Annotated in this window: 11 protein-coding genes, 1 tRNA gene and 1 other annotated feature; of the genes, 11 read left to right on the top strand and 1 reads right to left on the bottom strand. The window is 38.3% G+C overall.

Features of this window, described 5'->3' with window-relative positions:
* The first annotated feature begins 195 nt into the window (after positions 1-195).
* The 11 genes from AC5KOD_RS01605 to AC5KOD_RS01555 all read left to right on the top strand — a co-directional run bounded on the left by AC5KOD_RS01605 (position 196) and on the right by AC5KOD_RS01555 (position 15,993).
* Positions 196-1,509, top strand: a complete 1,314-nt coding sequence (locus tag AC5KOD_RS01605) for an ABC transporter substrate-binding protein (protein ID WP_496912801.1) — start codon at positions 196-198, stop codon at positions 1,507-1,509.
* Positions 1,510-1,525: 16 nt separating this feature from the next.
* Positions 1,526-2,437 carry a carbohydrate ABC transporter permease gene (locus AC5KOD_RS01600; RefSeq protein ID WP_496912800.1) on the top strand — a complete coding sequence of 304 codons (912 nt, stop codon included), beginning with the start codon at positions 1,526-1,528 and terminating at the stop codon, positions 2,435-2,437.
* A gap of 3 nt (positions 2,438-2,440) precedes the next feature.
* Positions 2,441-3,277 (top strand): carbohydrate ABC transporter permease, encoded by an 837-nt coding sequence (locus AC5KOD_RS01595; protein WP_496912799.1) that lies wholly within the window; start codon positions 2,441-2,443, stop codon positions 3,275-3,277.
* Positions 3,278-3,308: 31 nt separating this feature from the next.
* Entirely contained in the window at positions 3,309-4,421 is a 1,113-nt protein-coding gene (bglB, locus tag AC5KOD_RS01590; RefSeq protein WP_496912798.1) for a beta-galactosidase BglB, read from the top strand.
* A gap of 111 nt (positions 4,422-4,532) precedes the next feature.
* Positions 4,533-7,178, top strand: a complete 2,646-nt coding sequence (locus AC5KOD_RS01585) for a beta-galactosidase (RefSeq protein WP_496912797.1) — start codon at positions 4,533-4,535, stop codon at positions 7,176-7,178.
* Positions 7,179-7,182: 4 nt separating this feature from the next.
* Entirely contained in the window at positions 7,183-8,019 is an 837-nt protein-coding gene (locus AC5KOD_RS01580; protein WP_496912796.1) for a sugar phosphate isomerase/epimerase family protein, read from the top strand.
* 175 nt (positions 8,020-8,194) lie between these two features.
* Positions 8,195-9,109 (top strand): ABC transporter ATP-binding protein, encoded by a 915-nt coding sequence (locus tag AC5KOD_RS01575; RefSeq protein WP_496912795.1) that lies wholly within the window; start codon positions 8,195-8,197, stop codon positions 9,107-9,109.
* The gene (locus AC5KOD_RS01570) at positions 9,109-10,206 is read left to right on the top strand and encodes a DUF2705 family protein (protein WP_496912794.1); all 1,098 of its coding nucleotides are present in this window, start codon (positions 9,109-9,111) and stop codon (positions 10,204-10,206) included. The genes AC5KOD_RS01575 and AC5KOD_RS01570 overlap by 1 nt, the downstream gene beginning before the upstream one ends.
* A gap of 127 nt (positions 10,207-10,333) precedes the next feature.
* A tRNA-Leu gene (locus AC5KOD_RS01565) sits at positions 10,334-10,417 on the top strand.
* Positions 10,418-11,462: 1,045 nt separating this feature from the next.
* Positions 11,463-11,734 (top strand) — a binding site (T-box leader).
* A 92-nt stretch (positions 11,735-11,826) separates the two neighbouring features.
* Positions 11,827-14,118 carry a 5-methyltetrahydropteroyltriglutamate--homocysteine S-methyltransferase gene (metE, locus tag AC5KOD_RS01560; protein WP_496912935.1) on the top strand — a complete coding sequence of 764 codons (2,292 nt, stop codon included), beginning with the start codon at positions 11,827-11,829 and terminating at the stop codon, positions 14,116-14,118.
* Between the two features lie 21 nt (positions 14,119-14,139).
* Positions 14,140-15,993, top strand: coding sequence for a bifunctional homocysteine S-methyltransferase/methylenetetrahydrofolate reductase (locus tag AC5KOD_RS01555; protein WP_496912793.1), 1,854 nt, complete (start codon positions 14,140-14,142; stop codon positions 15,991-15,993).
* A 257-nt stretch (positions 15,994-16,250) separates the two neighbouring features.
* Here the strand turns inward: AC5KOD_RS01555 and AC5KOD_RS01550 are convergent, their stop codons facing one another.
* On the bottom strand, positions 16,251-16,655 hold the full coding sequence (locus AC5KOD_RS01550) for a GFA family protein (protein ID WP_496912792.1): 405 nt from the start codon (positions 16,653-16,655) through the stop codon (positions 16,251-16,253).
* Positions 16,656-16,777: the final 122 nt, after the last annotated feature.

Here is a 16,777-nt window from a genome sequence, read left to right as displayed (position 1 = left end):
TTTCTAAAGAAAATAGCGTTATAAACTTTGATTTGATCGCATTTGTATAGAATATAAAAAAAGCAAAGAATAAAATTATCAAAATAAGATATCCGAAATTTGAATGTTTTTATCTGTTTTTTACATTCCAGAATAGGTAGAGATGACATAGAATAAAGTTGTAAGCGATAACAGTTAAAAGGAGAATAAAGGCATATGAAAAAATTAGGTAAGTTATTAATCACCACATTATTATTAACAAGTATCTTAACAGCATGTGGCACCAAGAAAGAAGACAGTACAGAATCGAAAGATGGTAAAAAGAAAGTGTCGTTTGTTTGGTGGGGAGCAGAGGTTAGACATGAAAAATATATCAAAGCGATTGAGTTATTTGAAGAGGAGAATCCAGATATTGACATAGAATTTGAATATTCAGCTTGGGACGATTATTGGAAAAAGCTAGCGACTAAATCGGCTGCTGGAGAGCTCCCTGATGTGATGCAAATGGATGCAGCTTATGTTGCCCAATACGGTGTTAAAAATCAATTAGCCGATTTGGCAGATTTTGTAAAAAAGGATGGTGGCATTGGGATTGAAGACATCGATGAAAGCTTAATTGATACCGCTCGTTTAAATGATAAACTGTTTGCGATTGCCCCGAGTATGAACGCTATGTCTGTGATTGTTAATCAAGAATTACTAGATAAGGCGGGGGTTAAATTTGATTATAGCAACTGGGGGTTCGCCGACTTAGCCAAAGGTGTAAGTGATGTTCACAGCAAAACTGCTAGTTACGGATGGATTGATGTCTCAGACAACTCTGTTTTGTTGCAATATTACTTAAGAACTAAAGGGGAAGAACTTTACGAGTATGGTAAAGATGACAAGCCAAAATTGGCCTTTTCAAAAGAAAACTTTGTTGATTTTATGACAACTATTCAAAAATTAGCTAAAGAAGGAGCTTTGCCAACAGCAGAAGTCGTCAATAATCTTAAAAGTTTTGATGAGAATCCCTTCTCGTTAGGTGAAGCGGGCTTATTGCAGTCATGGACAAATCAATACGTGACGTATCAGGAATCAGCAGGAGACGATGTTAAGTTTAATTTAGAGTTACCGTATGATGCAAAAGAAACGGGAGCGTTGTATTACCGTCCGACATTCTACTATTCGATGGCTCAAACGTCGAAAGTTAAAGATGAGGCAGCTAAATTTATCGATTTTATTGTTAATGATGAAAAAGCGGCTAAAATCATCGGGACTGAGCGAGGCATTCCATCAAATAATAAAAATAAAGAGTTATTGTATCCAGACATGTCTGATACAGAAAAGAGAACGGCCGATTATTTAACGGAAGTAGCTGATATTGTGGGAGAGGCTTCACCTGTTCCGCCAATTGGCTATTCAGAATTAAATAACCACTTTAAAGATTTATATGCTGAGATTACTTACGACACGATGACTCCTGCTGAAGCCTACGATAGTTTTGTAGAAAAAGCAGAGGAAATTTTTTCAGAAAATTATACTGACTAAGGAATAGGGTGAAAAAATGAAGTTCTTTAAAAAAATGTCCAGTGACCGTCAGGATCTAGTTTCAGGTTATCTGTTTATTTCGCCTTTTATTATTGGGTTTCTCATGTTTATAGTTGTACCTATGGGAATTTCATTATTTATGGCCTTTCAAAATTACGACATGCTAACAGAAGCAAAGTTTATTGGATTAGATAACTTTAAAAAAATATTTTTTGATGATCCAAAATTTAGACAATCATTAAGTGTGACCGTCCGCTATGTTATCATGGCTGTTCCACTTCGGTTAATGATGGCATTAGCGGTTGCGATGCTCATTAATCGACCATCAAAATTATCAGGCGTTTACCGTGTGCTATTCTACATCCCATCAGTAATTGGTGGGAGTGTAGCTGTCTCAATTATGTGGCGTAATATTTTTGGAGACGCTGGTTTAATAAATGGTCTGTTAAATTCAATAGGATTAGAGTCAATCTACTTTTTCAAAAATCCAACGACGGCGTTATTAACGTTGATTTTACTGGCCGGTTGGCAATTTGGCTCTTCGATGCTAGTCTTTTTATCAGGGCTAAAAAATATTCCGATAGATTATTATGAAGCGGCACAGATTGATGGTGCAAGTAAGATCCGCCAATTTTTCAGTATAACTTTACCTTGCTTGACTCCCATTATATTTTTTAATCTGGTCATGCAAACTATTCAATCATTCTTGACCTTTACACCTGCCTACATTATTTCTAACGGAACTGGCGCGCCGCGAAATGGGACTTTAGTGTATTCACTATACGTCTATCAAAAAGCCTTTGCTGACTTTAAGATGGGCTATGCTTCGGCACTCGCTTGGATTTTATTAGTGATTGTTGGGCTCGTTACGCTGCTGCTATTTGCAACATCTAAGTTTTGGGTATTTTCAGAATCAGAGGAGGTGTAAGGAATGGAGAAGACAAAAAGTAGAAATTACATTGTTGATGGGATTATTTTAGTCGTCGCAATTTTATTGCTATACCCGGTTTTTTGGTTAATTTTTAGTTCGTTCAAGCCAAATGGTGACATCTTTAAAACGGCGACTGAATTGTTTCCAAGGGAATGGACGGTGGCTAACTTTATTACTGGTTTTGAGGGGATAGCTGGCATTAAATTTTGGCAATATATTTTCAATTCCTTGCGAATTGCGATCATTGCAACAATTGGTGCAGTCTGTTCTTCAGCTGTTATTTCATATGGCTTTGGCCGAATTAGATTTAAAGGAAAGGGGTTTTGGTTTGCCTGTGTGTTAGTGACAATGATGCTACCAGCAGAAATAATCATGGTGCCTCAGTATTTATGGTTTAATAAACTTAACTGGGTTAATACCTTATTTCCAGTAACTGTTCCATCATTTTTTGGTCAAGCTTTCTTCATCTTTTTAATGGTTCAATTTATTCGTGGCTTGCCAGTTGAACTAGATGAGGCAGCTAAAATGGATGGCTGTGGTCGTGTTGGAATCTTTTTCAGAGTAATTTTACCCTTGATAAAACCGTCATTAGCAACCTCAGCAATTTTTTCTTTTTATTGGAAATGGGAAGAATTGATTGGACCGATGCTGTATTTGACTAAACCTGAAAAATACACGGTATCAATCGCACTTAAACAATTTTTAGATTCATCAAGTAGTTCCAATTGGGGCGCAATGTTTGCCATGTCAGTCATCTCCTTGATTCCGGTTATTATTATTTTCTTCATGTTTCAAAAGTATATCGTTGAAGGCATCAGCACGACTGGCTTAAAATAAGTCAGTTTGCGCCAAGAAAGAGGAATGAGTTATGAAAAGAGATCATAATACAGTAGAGCATGCGGTAGAACGTAGTGAAATAATTGATCATATTCACAAAATGATGGGAAATTTAACGACTATCAAAGATAGTGGAGAGTTTTTAATTCATTTTAAAGAGCGGGTTGTGGATGATAAAAGCTGGAATGTTTGGAATTGGCCTCAGGGTGTTGGGCTTTATGGGATTTTTAAATACTACCAATTAACCAGCGATCCTCAAGCTCTAAAGATTGTTACGGATTGGTTTGAAAACCAATTGGAGATAGGGGCTCCACCTAAAAATATAAACACAATGGCACCATTATTGACGATGGCTTTTTTATACGAAGAAACTAGTGATCAGCGATTGCTACCGTATCTTGAAACATGGGCTGACTGGGCAATGAATGAATTACCTAAAACAAGAGAAGGTGGTTTTGAACATCTGACTTATGGCCCTGAAAATGTTCAACAGCTTTGGGATGATACGTTAATGATGACAGTTTTGCCTTTGGCTAAGATTGGTGTTTTGCTAAAGGAAGAGCGCTATATTGAAGAAGCCAAGAGGCAATTTATGCTTCATATTAAGTACCTAGTTGATTGTCAGACGGGGCTTTGGTATCATGGCTGGACATTTGAGGGGAATCATCATTATGCTGAAGCCTTGTGGGGGAGAGGGAATTGTTGGGTAACAATTGCTATTCCTGAGATTATTGATATTTTGGCCTTGCCAGAAGGAGATGGACTTCGCAACTTTTTAGTTGAAACCCTGAGCTCACAAATTGAGACTTTAGTCGAGTATCAAAAGGAGAGTGGCTTATGGTCTACCTTAATTTTAGAGCCAACTTCATATGAGGAATCATCATGTACGGCGGGATTTGCCTACGGAATTTTTAAAGCGGTCCGCAAAGGGTATATTAAACCAGAACTGAAAGCATCTGCTGAAAAAGCCATTCGTGCTTTGTGCCAGCAAATAAGTGAAGAGGGGGAGGTCCAAAATGTGTCTGTAGGAACTGGAATGGGACAAGATTTGGATTATTACCGGACTATCCCAATTACAGCGATGCCATATGGTCAATCTTTAGTAGTCTTAGCTTTTTCGGAATATTTATATGACTTTATTTAGTCACTTTACTTAAAGTGAGTTTTATAGCAATGAAAAGATGATGTGGCATTTTTGTCTCATCATTTTTTCTGGTTAAGGTGAGAAAATATGACTAATTTAGGAGGGAAACAAGTGAAAATTTTATTAGCAGGTGATTCTACGGTTGCGGACTACCCTGATTCACAAGTACCAATGACTGGTTGGGGACAGAGCTTAAAGCAGATATTATATCCAAAGGCCAAGTGGCAGATTATTAATTTTGCTAAGTGTGGGGCGACAACAAAATCGTTTATTTCAGAAGGGATTTGGGCGCGTTTATTAGCTGAGTTAGACCAAGGAGATGTGGTCTTAATTCAATTTGGACACAACGATCAAAAGAATGATAGTGGTGTTACACCTAATGACTTTTACCATTATCTAAAGAAGATGGTTAATCAAGTGTCTCAGTTAGGCGCCCAAGCTATTTTGTGTACACCGCTCGAGAGACGGTCGTTTCAAGAGGGAGAGTTTGTCAAAACATTGGATCAAGAAGCTCGAATCGTTAAACGAGTTGCGGCTGATACGATGACAAAAGTGATTGATTTGAATAGTTATAGTTTTTTACTTTATCAGTTGACTTCATGGTCAGAGGTTAAGGGATATTTTCTCCATCTTGGTGTAGATGAGTGGCCAAACTATCCATTGGGATTAGTAGATGATACCCATCTATCAGCGACTGGAGCAATAAAAATAGCAACCTATATTGCTAATCGTTTAAGCTCTTTACTTGATGAAACAGATTTCTTTGATGAGTACTATTATGGCGCCTGCATGTACCCCGAAGTGATTAGTCGTGAGACATTGGAGACAGATATCAACCATATGAAACGAATTGGCATGAATTTTGCCAGAATTGGTGAATTCATATGGAGCCAGTTAGAACCTAAAGAAGGCGAGTATGATTTACGTTTTTTGGAGGAGACTCTGGCTCTTTATCAAGCACAACAAATTAAGGTGGTGGTAGGAATTCCAACGCCAACACCACCGAGATGGTTAACACGAGACTATCCTGAGAGTCGTCTTAAAAATCAAGATGGTACTTATATGGCCCATGGTTCTCGTCAACATACCTGCACAAATAACCCTTATTTTCGTATGAAGGCATATCAGTTGGCTAAAAAGGTGGCTAAAGTTGCAGAGGCTTACGAGACTGTGATCGGTATTCAGCTGGATAATGAATTTAAGTGTCATGTGGATCTTTGTTATTGTGAGGCGTGTCAGGAAAGCTGGCAAAGTTGGTTAACTCAGAAGTATCAACAAGTCTCTAGTTTAAACCAAGCGTGGGGAACCGTTATTTGGAGTGAGAGATATGAGTCTTTTGAAGAAGTTGTCTTGCCAACTATCACGCCGTTTATCCATAATTCAAGTTTAATGACTGCTTTTCGGCGGTTCACAGCTTCGTCATTGAATGAATTTACTCATGGCTTATGTCACGCGATTCGAACAGAGACAGATAAACCAATCACGCATAATACTGCACTAGGCTTTAATTTGGATAATCAGGAGCTTTTTTCTGAGTTGGATGTAACGGCATTTGATACTTATGCCCCCACTCATACAGGTTATTCATTGAACCTAGATTTGTGGCGCAATCTAAAGGAGTCACCTGACATGCTACTGCTTGAAACGTCTACCTCGCATGCAGGACATTTAGAAATGTATCTTGATCCTCATCCACCCCAGTATTTACAAAATGAGGTTTTCATTGGTTTTGCTGCGGGGCTAAAGGCTTTTACATATTGGCATTTTCGGGGGCATTGCTTTGGAGTTGAACAGCCTCATAGTACGATCGTTACGGCGTGGGGCGAGCCTGATCTAGGGTATCAGGACGTAGTAGAATCAGGGAAATTGCTTGAAACATTAAGACCTTTTTTAAGTGAGACGGACATTGGTAAAGCTAAAATTGCGTTACTTTACTCAGATGAAGCTAAGCGATTTTATCACACTGAAACAGGGGGTAATTATGACTATAGAACCTTGATTACGGATTACTATAGTTCGATTAGGGGACAAGGCATAATGTTAGAGGTGATTCAAGAAACCGCTGATTTGTCGCAGTTTAACTTGGTCTTGATTCCATATTTACGATACATGTCGCCCAGTTTAGAAGCGAGCTTACAAGTTTTTGTAGAAGCAGGCGGGAAAGTAATCTTGGGGCCGATGACAGGAGACCGAACACAGGAACATGCTATGTCTGATCGGCATGGTTTGGGTAAATTGGGAGAATGGCTTGGATTAACTCAAGTGAATCAATTCAGCTGTCAAAGGATGTCAATTGTTGCGGAGTATCAGAGCGAATCAGTTTCGTTACACGGCTTAATTACTACTTTCGAAGTGGCGCAAGATGATCAAGCTTTGAGTGTGGTGACGTCTGATTTGGCTAAAGGAAAAGCCGTAGTATCTAAAAAACAAATGAAGAATGGGCAAGTGCTGTATGTCGGTGCTCAGTCGGAAAAGCTCGTTGCTAGTAAATGGTGGGATAATTTTATTCAAGCAGAAATTGCTTTATATGATGCAACTCATCATTTTTTGACAGTTAGTCCAGGAATTATTAATTATCAGCGAGAAAATCATCAGCGAGTTGATTTCTATTTGGCTAATATGACAGGAGAGGTTTGTGAGTATTCTCTTAGTCAAACTGCTCTGAATTTATTAACAAAACAAACTATGAGTGGCAATCAGATTTTACCAGCTTACGGTAGAGTAATTGTATCATTTTCAAAAGAGAGAGGGAGTTGATCGAATGTTGTCAATTGGAGTACGCGGTCACGATGTATCTGGCCAAAAAACGATAGAAGAGCTGGCACTGTCTCTTCAAAGGAAGCAAATTAATTATGTGCAATTTGCTTTTAACATGTCTTTTCCAGAACTGGTGACACCATTGTCAAAATTAACTTCGGGCTTAGCGGTTGCTGTTCGTCGAACTTTTAGAGAGAGGGACGTAACAATTGGGATATTAAGTTGCTATATTAATATGATTCATCCCGATTTGGTTCAAAGAGAGGAGGCTTTGGCTCGTTTTGAAACATATCTAAGTTTTGCAGGGTGCTTTGGGTCGCCTTTGGTTGCAACTGAAACGGGTTGCGTTCATTCGACGATTCGTTATACAACTGAAAACTATACGGAAGAAGCATTTCAACTGGTGGTTCAATCTGTGTCTCGCCTCACACAGATGGCCGAAAAATATGGAACGTTAGTAGGCATTGAACCTGGAATCAATCACCCTATTTATTCACCGGACAAGACACAAGCGTTAATTGAGGCGGTTGATTCTCCCAATTTAAAAATTATTTTAGACCCGACCAACTTGATAACCGCTAAAAGCTATTTAGAGCAAAAAGACTTGATAAAAAAATCATTTGATTTATTTGGCCCTAAAATTGATGCGATTCATTTGAAGGATTTTATTGTATCAGAAGGTCAAATCGTTCCTGTCGCTTTTGGACATGGCGTGATGGATATTGACTGGTTTTTAGCTTTTTTAAGGGAACAGAAACCGGGAATTATCGTTATCTTGGAAGAAACTAAGGACGATTTTATTGAAGAAGCCGTTAGTTTTTTTAATCGCGTTACTAGATAATAAAAAAGAAATCAGCCTCAATGTGAGAGCTGATTTCTTTTTTTAGAGGGCTAGTCAGTCTTAAGGATGAGTGATTAAGAAGAATTTTTAAGTCTTAAGAGGGAGTCTTAAATTAATTTTTTAACGTATACTGGGCTTATAATCAAGTAAGAGAGTATTGAGCAGGAGGAGAATTATGGGAAAATCTGTGCTACAGATAAAAAATTTGTCAAAGAATGTTGGTAAAAAATCGATTGTACGAAACATTAATTTTGATGTTTATCAAGGAGAGGTCTTTGGATTATTAGGTCCAAATGGTGCGGGGAAAACGACCATTATACGGGCAATTGTCAGCCTTATTAGACGTTCATCGGGAACAGTTATGATTAATGGGGTAGATGTCAGTGTTGATTTTAAAGGGACAATCAATGAAGTGGGCGCAATTATTGAAAATCCTGAATTCTATATGTATTTATCAGGGTGGGCTAATCTTCAGCAGTTTGCAAGAATGAGCCGCAAGTCAATTACAGATGAGCGGATGAAAGAAATTGTTGAGCGCGTTAAATTAACAGAGGCAATCAATCAAAAGGTTAAAACCTATTCGTTAGGGATGCGTCAACGTTTGGGATTAGCTCAGGCGTTGCTGCATAAACCTGCTATTTTAATTTTAGATGAACCGACAAATGGACTGGATCCACAAGGGATGGCTGAATTTCGAGAAATAATTCGTGAAGTGTCTGCTCAGGGGACGGCTGTTTTGATTTCGAGTCATTTACTGAGTGAAATTCAACAAATAACAGATCGTTTTGCTATTATTGAAAAGGGGGAATTGACTCATATTGAAACGATGACGGAGATGGTCGACGAGGCTAGTACGAAGTATCTGTTTAAAGTGGAAGATGCGGTATCTGCTCAGGCAGTTCTTGTTAACATCGAGGTTGAGTCAGAAGTGAGAGAGCCTCAAGTCCTTGAGGTGATTATAAGCGAAGAGGAAGTACCAATGGTGATTGATGAATTAGTTAGAAATGAGCAAGCTATCTTTGCTGTATCTGCTAAATCCGCCTCTCTGGAAGAGCGATTCTTTGAGCTTACGAAAGGAGGATCACTATAATGATAGCATTGATAAAAAATGAACTGGTTAAATTATTTGGACGTAAAGCTAGTTGGATCATGCAAATTGTATTGGTACTTTGTATGTTTGGTATGGCGTTTATTATAGTGAAAAGTAATGACTCTATGAAGAGTTATTATCAGCAGTCGAATGAATCTTATGAATTTAAGGGTGGGATGACTGCTTATGAAAAAAAGGATGGTTCAATTATTAGCCAACAAGAATTGTGGAACAGTGAGCAGGCTGAAAATGAAGAACTTAAAGAAGTATCGTTGTCATTAGAAAAAACAATCACGACTCTTGAAAAAAATTTAGAAACGTATCAATCTCAACCTAAAAAGTATAATAAAGAATTAATTAAGCTAACAAAAAAAGAATTGGCTTATTATCAAGCGTATCAAAAGAAAGGTCAGGTACCTGCTGATCCTCAAAAAGGAACAACGGGAGCCCAATTTTTTAGTAGCTATGGTCAAATATACATTTTAGGAACGTTGTTTGCTGTCATCATTGCTAGTATGATTATTGCAACGGAGTTTTCTGGTGGCACTATAAAATTATTGTTAATTCGACCTTATAGTCGTATGCAAATCCTGTGGTCAAAATATATTGTGACGATTTTCTATGGCTTGCTAACGTCGGTTGTTATGGCTGCTTCAGCCTTTGCTTTTTCATTCATGCTACCAAGTCAGTCGTTGACTGTACCGCTTTCGGCTGAGATGGGGGCAAAAACTGCAATTACAATTGCTAGTCAGCTTTTTGGAAGCAACTTGCTATTGATGATCTTGTACATTACAATTGCATTCTTTTTTTCAGCGGTCATTCGCTCACAAGCATTGGCTGTTGGGGTCGGGATGGGGATCTTGTTCTCTGGTAGTATTTTAGGTCAAGTTTTGCCAAGTTTGATCGAGAAGTACAATTGGTTGAAATGGATCTTATTCAATTTATTAGGATTGAATAATCAAGTTTTGGATGTGAATTATTTAGCGGGTGGAAATTTAAGTATTACGGCAACTGTCGTAGGGATTATCATCTATATTGTCCTAATTTTTAGTGCAACATTAGCAATCTTTAATAAGCGAGATGTGGCTCTTTCTTAAAAGGAGAGTCAGTTGAATTGAGAAATAGTCAGTGTGTTGGCTGACTATTTCTCAATTTTTATGTTGTTGACAAAAGTAACAGGGCCCCTTATAATAAATCAGGTAACTGCTTTCTTAGTTATGATTAGCGGTTGTGGCGGAACGGCAGACGCACTACCTTGAGGGGGTAGCGAGGGCAACCCTCGTGTGAGTTCAAATCTCATCAACCGCATAATATTAATCACACCATCATAGAGCTAGACTGTTGTCTCTCTTATGCTGGTGTTTTTGATAAACAAAAGGACTCGTCTGTCATATTTATCTATATGCTATTTATTAGGATAAAAATAGGTTTACGGTTGATAGTAATAGGCTTGTCTCTCTGATTATCTAAAGTTATTGGCAGAATATTAGGAATCTTGGACAATGACCATTCTTTTTATTGTGAGTAAAAAGAAATAATGGTAGCGTGTACAATTAGTGGGGAAACTGTGGTACACTGGACTAAATAGTAGGATTATGGGGTTGGCTAATCTTTATCAGTTACCTGGGTAGTTATATGATAGGATCAGTTCAGTTAATGAATGAATTCCTTAAGAGGAGCTTATTTTTAAATGATAAAAAAACGAGTGGTGTCACGCGTGGTGTGACAAATGGATAGAAGAAAATTAGTAATTATAAGAGTTAGAGAGTTAAGTCAAAGCCTGATCTAAAAGTAATTGAGACATGTAAAAGGGGAGAGATGGGTAATAATTACAACTATTTCCTTTATTCAAAAGTGAACTAAAAAAACGAGTAGTGTCACGAGTGGTGTGACAAACGAATAGAAGAAAATTAGTAATTATAAGAGTTTAGGTAAGGCCCAATCTAAAAGTAATAGAGACTTGTAAAAGGGGAGAGATAGGTGATAATTACAGCTATCATCCAGATTCAAAAATGAACTAAAAAAACGAGTGGTGTCACGCGTGGTGTGACTTTGGGATAAAAAAGGTAGTTGAAAGAAAATAATAGTTGGTTCAAGTAACTTCTTGGTGTGATAAGTCAAGAGGCTTTTTTTATTGAGCTTAAATAGGGAGTTATGATGATTGTCAAGAGATTAAGAGTTGATAATAATGGGTGCTTGTAATTTTAGCATCAAAAAAGTTAAGTTGATAGGTAAATCAGATTGATTGTTATCTCTGTTTTAGATAACAAAATCTTTTTTTATAAAAATGTTGACAAGTGTTTTTTAGTCTGCTAATATGATGAATAAGTTAAATTGATATTAAAAAATAATGAGAAAAACGTTGATGAGAAAAGTAAATTGTGATGAAAGTTTTACAGAGAGTCCTGTTAGGTGAAAGAGGACAGCCAACACACAGTTGAAAATGGTCTTTGAGTTGCTTGAGTGAGCAGATAGCTGTGAATTCAAGATGGGAACGCCCATTATAGCGTCAGAGTATGCGATAGATAAGTGAGACTATCAAGTACTTGGAGAGGCAAAATCAGTGATGATTTTGCAAACAAGGTGGTACCACGTTGGTTTGTTTATCAAACTCCCGTCCTTGAATAAGTGCAGCTAGCAGACTTATTCAAGGATGGGAGTTTTTTTTGTAAAAAAGTTAAGGCATTGATAGTGATAATAAAATGAAAAGGATGATGATGATGACAGCAGTAAAAAGTTCGAATTTAGGATACCCACGTTTAGGAGAAAAAAGAGAATGGAAACGCGCCTTAGAACGCTATTGGAGTGGTCAAAGTAGTCGCGAGGAGCTATTGTCAACGACTAAAGCATTACGTTTAGATTCTCTAAAAAAACAGCAAATTAAAGGGATTGATTTGATTCCTGTCGCAGATTTTTCTTTGTATGACCATATTTTAGATACAAGTGTAGCGTTTAATGTGATTCCAGAACGGTTTCAAAAGACAGAGAGCGACTCGTTGACAACATACTTTGATATTGCTCGTGGAAACGACTTGGGAGTCGCATCAGAAATGACTAAGTGGTTTAATACCAATTATCATTATATTGTGCCAGAACTAGGGAATGTTAGGCCAGAATTAAGGGATAATCGTTGGTTAAGCTATTATTTAGAAGCGAAAGAGGCGTTAGGGATTGATGGGAAACCAGTAATTGTTGGACCGATAACTTATTTAAAATTAGGTAAAGGCTACGAGCCTGCTCAATTTGATGAGCTACTTGATCAATTTATTCCAGTTTATCAACAGGTTCTAAAGGAGCTTGCAGAAGTAGGTGTTAAATGGGTCCAAATCGATGAGCCCTATTTAGTAACTGAGGTATCTAAGGAAGATTTAGGGCGCTATCAAACAACTTATCAACGATTAAGTGAAGCGGCTCCAGAATTAAATATTGAATTGCAATCTTATTTCGAAAGTGTTGACGAGCTACAAACAATAGTGTCGTTACCTGTTGCCGCCATTGGCCTAGATTTTGTTCATGATCAAGGTGAGACATTGGCTCAATTAAAAGAAGTTGGTTTTCCGAAAGATAAAATTTTGGCGGCAGGACTTATTGATGCACGAAATGTCTGGGCGAGTGACCTAACTAAGAAATTAGCCACAGTGAAGGAACTATTAACTTTAGTCAGTCCTGAGCAGTTATGGCTACAGCCTTCAAATAGTTTACTTCATGTTCCAATAACCAAAGCTAATGAGACAAAGCTTGACTCTGTTCTATTAGGAGGTCTGGCATTTGCTGATGAAAAACTATCAGAATTAGCGATTTTAACAAAAGCAGTGAATCAAGGGAAAGAGGCTGTGCGAGATGAATTGAGTACTAATCAGCAAGCCTTGACCGCATTAAATGATTCGCCTGATCGAAATAACTCAGAGGTTAAAGCAGCAATTGCTGGGTTGGCTGAACTAAACAACGAACGCCGATCACCATTTTCCGAACGGATTAAGGCGCAAAAGGCATGGTTAAATCTGCCATTATTACCAACCACGACAATCGGTAGTTTTCCGCAGTCACCAGAGGTACGTCAAAAACGGGCTGCTTGGCTGAAAGGGGACGTGTCTCAAAAAGATTACGAGACGTTTATTGAAAGTGAGATAGCACGTTGGATTGCTATTCAGGAAGAGTTAGATATTGACGTGCTCGTTCATGGTGAGTTTGAACGAACTGACATGGTTGAGTATTTTGGTCAAAAGTTGGCAGGTTTTCAAGCCACGACTTTCGGCTGGGTTCAATCTTATGGATCACGAGCAGTTCGTCCACCGTTGGTCTATGGTGATGTGGCATTTATTGAGCCGATTACAGTTAAGGAAAGTGTCTATGCTCAATCGTTGACCACGCGTCCAGTTAAAGGAATGTTGACCGCTCCGGTAACGATAATCAATTGGTCCTTTGTTCGTGACGATGTACCAAAAACGGTGGTAGGCAATCAAATTGGTTTAGCGCTTAGGAAAGAAGTTGAGGCGCTAGAAGCGGCAGGGATTAACATTATTCAAGTAGATGAGCCAGCTTTACGAGAGGGCCTTCCTTTGAAACGGTCGCGTTGGGAAGCCTACTTGGATGCGGCGGTTTATTCATTTAAATTGACGACCACTTCTGTTGCTAATGAGACGCAAATACATACTCACATGTGTTATGCCGAGTTTGACGATGTGATTGAGACGATTAATGCGCTAGATGCAGATGTGATTTCCATTGAAGCCTCACGTAGTCATGGCGAAATCATTTCGACTTTTGAGCAGCATACCTACGATAAAGAGATTGGTCTAGGGATTTATGATATTCATAGTCCACGGGTCCCGAGTTTGGAGGAACTATTAGGAAATATTAGACGTCCGTTACAGGTTATTCCTGTTGAACAATTTTGGATTAATCCTGATTGTGGGCTGAAAACGCGGAAAGAACCAGAAACGATTGCGGCCTTGGCTAAACTAGTTGAAGCAACTAAAATTGTTCGACAAGAGTATCAAGTTAACTAAAGGGAAAGTTGGTGACCCATCATGGGATTGAAAGAGGCATTAGGCTCAAAATTATTAATAGCAGACGGCGCAATGGGCACTATGCTTTACCAGTACGGGATTGATCGCTCTCAGGAAGAGTTAAATTTGTCTCATCCAGAGGCGATTAGGGCGATTCATCAAGCGTATATCGAGGCTGGCGCTGACATTATTCAAACCAACACTTATGGAGCTAACTACCTTAAGTTAGCTCGTTATGGGTTAGAAGATCAGGTTCAAGAAATTAATGAAGCGGCAGTGATGATTGCACGTGAAGCTGTAGCGGAGACTGATACTTTTGTAATCGGGACGATTGGTGGCATACGAGGAGCGATTGATGCGAAGATAAATCAACCTTCTTTAACGGAAATCGTTCGCGGATTTAAGGAACAGTTATACAGTTTATTAGTAGCTCAAGTCGACGGAATTTTGTTAGAAACCTATTATGATTTAGAGGAATTAAAGACTGTTTTAGCTATAGCGCGTCAGGCAACGACTCTCCCGATTATCACTAATGTGACTTTACATGAAGTTGGCTATTTGCAAAATGGTCAAACGTTGGCGTCTGCTTTGGATGAATTAGCTGAATTAGGAGCAGATGTCGTCGGGATAAATTGTCATTTAGGGCCTCATTTTATGGCTAAAAGTTTTGAATCTGTCCCGATTCATAGTTCTGTCATTTTAGGGGCGTTTCCTAATGCAAGTTTTCCAGCTCTTCAAGACGGAAAAATTGTCTATGAGAATGAGGTCGATTATTTTCAAGGGTTTGGTGAACTGTTTAGGCAGGAAGGTCTTGGGTTGATTGGTGGTTGCTGTGGAACGACGCCGGAGCACATTGCTGCTTACCGTAAAGGTCTGACGGATTTGAGCCTTATAAAAAATAAAGAGGTTATTCCTTTGGCTGATATTGCTTTAAAGCAGCAATCTGAAAGACAGAGGCCCCGTTTAGTTGAGCAACTGGAACGAGAATATACGGTTATTGTTGAATTAGCACCGCCTCGAACATTAAATACGACGACTTTTTTCAAAGGGGCTGTGAAACTTAAGAAGGCTGGTGTTGATGCTCTCACTTTATCGGATAATTCTTTAGCAAGTGCGCGCATCAGTAATTTGGCTCTTGCAGCAATCTTGAAGCATGATTTCGATATTCGGCCATTAGTTCATTTGACGACGAGAGATCATAATCTAATCGGCTTAAATTCTCAAATTATGGGATTGCATACTTTGGGTATCCATGATGTATTAGCGGTGACAGGCGATCCAGCGAAGGTTGGCGATTTTCCGGGAGCTTCTTCAGTTTATGATATTAACTCATTTGAGTTGATTAATTTATTTAAGAAGTTCAATGAAGGTCTATCGTATACTGGAAAAAATATGGGAGAAAAGGCTGATTTTCAGGTTGCTTCTGCATTAAATCTCAATTTACCGCGCTTTGAACGAGCAGGTCGTTTGTTGAAGAAGAAGCAAGCGGCTGGGGCAGATTTTTTTATCACACAGCCGATTTTTGATGGTGATCGAGTGACGCTATTAAAGGAAGTGATGAGAGAATCAGCTATTACGATACCTGTTTTTATTGGTGTAATTCCACTAGTTTCTAGTCGGAATGCTGAGTTTTTACATAATGAAGTACCTGGAATTGTGCTGACAGATCAGACTCGCCAACGGATGAAGGAAGCTGAAAAGAATGGCAATGAAGCTGAAGTGGGTGTGATAATTGCGAAAGAATTGATTGACATAATTTGTCGTGATTTTACAGGTGTTTACTTGATGACGCCATTCATGAATTATCATTTAACGGCGGAGTTGACACGTTACATTAAGGAAAAAAATAGTCAGATACGGTTAAAAGCTCAATAAGTTGTAGCTTTTCATACGTTGCAAACTTTAATTATTACTGCTAGACAGATAATTGTTTAGTTTTAGCTATTAATACTTAAAGACATGGGGTGTGATCTTGGCAAGTTTCACTGATCTTCAGTTATTCTGATAGCCTAGTTTTTTAGCACCTATACCTCTAGTGATTGCTATTTTCAGCTTAATTTTATTTGTGAGAGTAAGCTGAAAATAGCTGTTACAAATGGTCCAAGAATTTAGTTTGAAACAACTCTCAATTTTTACTGCATTCCTTGATATTCCTCAAGACCTTCATAGTGAAGCCATGGCTTATCTGAACAGCGATAAATATGATAACTTGAAAAATTTTGTTTATCAAAATCTGAAAATTCCTCGATACACCCCATTTCGAATGTCATTGTTTCTGGTGTGCTTTCTTTGATATGCCATAATGTACTTCCACAACGTGCGCAGAAAACTCTCTTTTTGCCTTTTGTCGCTTCATAAAACTTTAAAAATTCTTCTCCAGAGATAAGTGTGAAGTCTTTTTTTTGAGCAGTTAAATTGGACGAAAAGGGAGCTGAATGTGCTTTTCGACAATAGTTACAATGGCAATGAACAAGTGGTCCTTTCATCTCCTTGATCTCGTAATGTACGACCCCACATAGACAATTTCCTTTAATCATATGATTCCTCCTCGTATAATAAGGTTATCAGATTTATTCTGATAGTTCCTTTTCATCCCCATAAGGGGTATGATTATTTCGTACAGATAGAGGTCGTAGTATTCCTCCTTGAAGTTTTGTCT

The sequence above is a fragment of the Vagococcus sp. WN80Y genome (assembly GCF_059621045.1).
The sequence above is the reverse complement of the archived record's forward strand: the minus strand, read 5'-3'. Positions and strand labels throughout refer to the sequence as shown.

What these genes read in the sequence shown, in the direction of transcription:
- AC5KOD_RS01600 (WP_496912800.1), top strand. Translation starts at nt 1,526, where the DNA reads ATGAAGTTCTTTAAAAAAATGTCCAGTGACCGTCAGGATCTAGTTTCA.
- AC5KOD_RS01555 (WP_496912793.1), top strand. Translation starts at nt 14,140, where the DNA reads ATGGGATTGAAAGAGGCATTAGGCTCAAAATTATTAATAGCAGACGGC.
- metE (WP_496912935.1), top strand. Translation starts at nt 11,827, where the DNA reads ATGATGACAGCAGTAAAAAGTTCGAATTTAGGATACCCACGTTTAGGA.
- AC5KOD_RS01605 (WP_496912801.1), top strand. Translation starts at nt 196, where the DNA reads ATGAAAAAATTAGGTAAGTTATTAATCACCACATTATTATTAACAAGT.
- AC5KOD_RS01550 (WP_496912792.1), bottom strand. Translation starts at nt 16,655, where the DNA reads ATGATTAAAGGAAATTGTCTATGTGGGGTCGTACATTACGAGATCAAG.
- AC5KOD_RS01575 (WP_496912795.1), top strand. Translation starts at nt 8,195, where the DNA reads ATGGGAAAATCTGTGCTACAGATAAAAAATTTGTCAAAGAATGTTGGT.
- AC5KOD_RS01570 (WP_496912794.1), top strand. Translation starts at nt 9,109, where the DNA reads ATGATAGCATTGATAAAAAATGAACTGGTTAAATTATTTGGACGTAAA.
- AC5KOD_RS01580 (WP_496912796.1), top strand. Translation starts at nt 7,183, where the DNA reads ATGTTGTCAATTGGAGTACGCGGTCACGATGTATCTGGCCAAAAAACG.
- AC5KOD_RS01595 (WP_496912799.1), top strand. Translation starts at nt 2,441, where the DNA reads ATGGAGAAGACAAAAAGTAGAAATTACATTGTTGATGGGATTATTTTA.
- bglB (WP_496912798.1), top strand. Translation starts at nt 3,309, where the DNA reads ATGAAAAGAGATCATAATACAGTAGAGCATGCGGTAGAACGTAGTGAA.